This is a genomic window from Sphingomonas sp. (assembly GCF_019242355.1).
Classification (GTDB): domain Bacteria; phylum Pseudomonadota; class Alphaproteobacteria; order Sphingomonadales; family Sphingomonadaceae; genus Sphingomicrobium.
On the sequence record NZ_JAFAVR010000171.1, the window covers coordinates 1 to 2,170 of the forward strand.

Below are 2,170 nucleotides of genomic sequence, written 5' to 3' on the forward strand. Positions count from 1 at the left end.
CTGCCCACCCGCACATGGGTGGCCCCGAGCTCGATCGCGATCGAATAGTCGGCGCTCATGCCCATCGACAAGAGGCTGAGCCCGTTGCGCGCCGCAAGCTTCGCGAGCAGGGCAAAATGCGGCGCCGGCGCCTCGTCCACAGGGGGAATGCACATCAGCCCGGCGACATCGAGCCCGTACGTCTGCCGGCACCTCGCAACGAATGCATCCGTGGCCTCGGGAAGAACGCCGGACTTTTGTGCCTCGGCCCCGGTATTGACCTGGACGAGCAGCTGCGGACGGCGGTTCTGTCGCGCCATTTCCTTGACGAGCGCTTCGCACAGGCTAGGCCGGTCGAGCGTGTGAATCACGTCGAAAAGCGTGACCGCCTCCTTTGCCTTGTTGGTCTGCAGCGGACCGATGAGGTGCAGCTCGATGTCACGCCGGTCGGCTGCAACCGGCGGCCATTTTGCCTTCGCTTCCTGCACCCGGTTCTCGCCGAAGGTGCGCTGGCCGGCCGCGATGACGGGCTCGATCGCGCCCATCGGAAAAGTCTTGGTGACCGCGACCAGTGTCACCGAGCGAGGATCGCGTCCCGACCCCATACAGGCGGCCTCGATGGCGCGGCGCACCTCGCCAAGACGGGCGGCCGCATCGGGACGCGAGGGCGGCATGCTGTTTTCGCTTGGCACCGCGGGCGAGCTCCGAAGATCAAAGCTTCAATTTTAGACAATCTGCGGCCGCCGAATTAACCCCTGTCGTGCATCCTTCGGGCCGGGAGCCCGGGATGACATTCATGCTGCCTGGCCGAGGACGCGGGGAGGCAAGATCGACAAGGAGGCCACGGCCGAGCATTCGGCTGCGCCTCATCCTGCTCGCCGTCATCGCCATTGCGCCGTTGATGGTCGATCGCGTCCGCCTGCTCGAAGCCGACCGTCGCGAGCAGCTCGCGGCGGCCTATCAGCAGGCCACGATACTGGCCCGCGAAGCCTCGCAGGCACAACAGGATATCGCGACGGGTGCGCACGCGGTGCTGCAAATCGTGGCGCGCACGCTGGCAAGCGTAGAATCCCGGCAGGCCTGCCCTGAAATCTTTGGCCAAGCTCCGATCGGTGTCTCCTGGCTCAGAGGGCTGTCGCTCCTCGACCGCAACGGGAGGATCGTCTGCTCGACCTTTGTGGGCGCGACCGGGCTTGATTTTTCCGACCGTCCATACTTTCAGGAGGCGCTGCGCACCGGCGGTTTTGCGCTGAGCGACTACCTGCTCGGACGCCATCAACCCGGCCCCACCATCCTTGCGGCGCTCGCCTTGAAGGACGCGCGGGGCGGCGTGACCGGGATCGTCAGCGCATCGATCGACATGCAATGGATCGGGCGCCTCGCCGGCGTGATCGATGAGCGACCGGGTGCCGTCGTATTGGTCGTCGACCGCGCCGGGACGCTCATCAGCAGCCATCCGGCCGGGTTGGGCGAGCCGGGCAGAAGGCTGGGCGACCCGCAGCTTGTCGAAGCCATGCTCGGCCATGCGGCCGGCACCGTCGCAAGTGCCGGGGTTGACGGGGTGCGCCGGATTTTTGCCTTCCAGCGCCTCGAAGCGACCGATGCGCGCCTCGCAGTGGGCCTCAATGAAGCCGAAGTGCTCTGGCGAATCGACCGCGAGACGACCATCGGTTATGTGCAGCTTGCGATCGTCTGCGCGGCCGTGCTGGTTGGCGTGTGGATGGGCGGCGAGCGACTGATCATCCAGCCGATTCGGTCATTGACGCGATCGGCGATCCGCATCGGTCTCGGCAATCTCCAGACGCGGCTCTCTGCCACCTCCTGGGCTGCCGAGTTCGCGCCGCTCGCCGCTGCCCTCGACAGCATGGCCCACAAGCTCGGTGCCCGCGAGGACGAACTGCGCTTTGCCAACACGCATCTCGCCGAGCTCGCGAGCATCGACGGGCTCTCCGGGCTGGCAAATCGCCGCGCATTCGACGCGGCGCTCGCCACCGACTGGCAGCAAGCGATCGAGCAGCGCCATCCGTTGGGGCTTCTCATGATCGATGTGGATCATTTCAAGCTGTTCAACGACACCCACGGGCATGTGGAGGGCGATGAGTGCCTGCGCGCCGTCGGCGAAGTCATTGCCCAAATCGCGTTCGAGCGCTCCTGCACGCCGGCCCGTTATGGCGGCGAGGAGTTCGCCATC

2 protein-coding genes are annotated in these 2,170 nt (G+C 66.2%); one reads left to right on the forward strand and one right to left on the reverse strand.

Annotation, left to right across the window (positions count from 1 at the left end; all coding sequences use genetic code 11):
* On the reverse strand, positions 1 to 653 hold a 653-nt coding region (locus JOZ79_RS08675), incomplete at its 3' end, for a YggS family pyridoxal phosphate-dependent enzyme (RefSeq protein WP_294073258.1).
* 227 nt (positions 654 to 880) lie between these two features.
* On the opposite strand from JOZ79_RS08675, the gene JOZ79_RS08680 reads away from it, so the two are divergent.
* Positions 881 to 2,170: diguanylate cyclase (locus tag JOZ79_RS08680; RefSeq protein WP_294073260.1), on the forward strand; the 1,290-nt coding region annotated here is incomplete at its 3' end.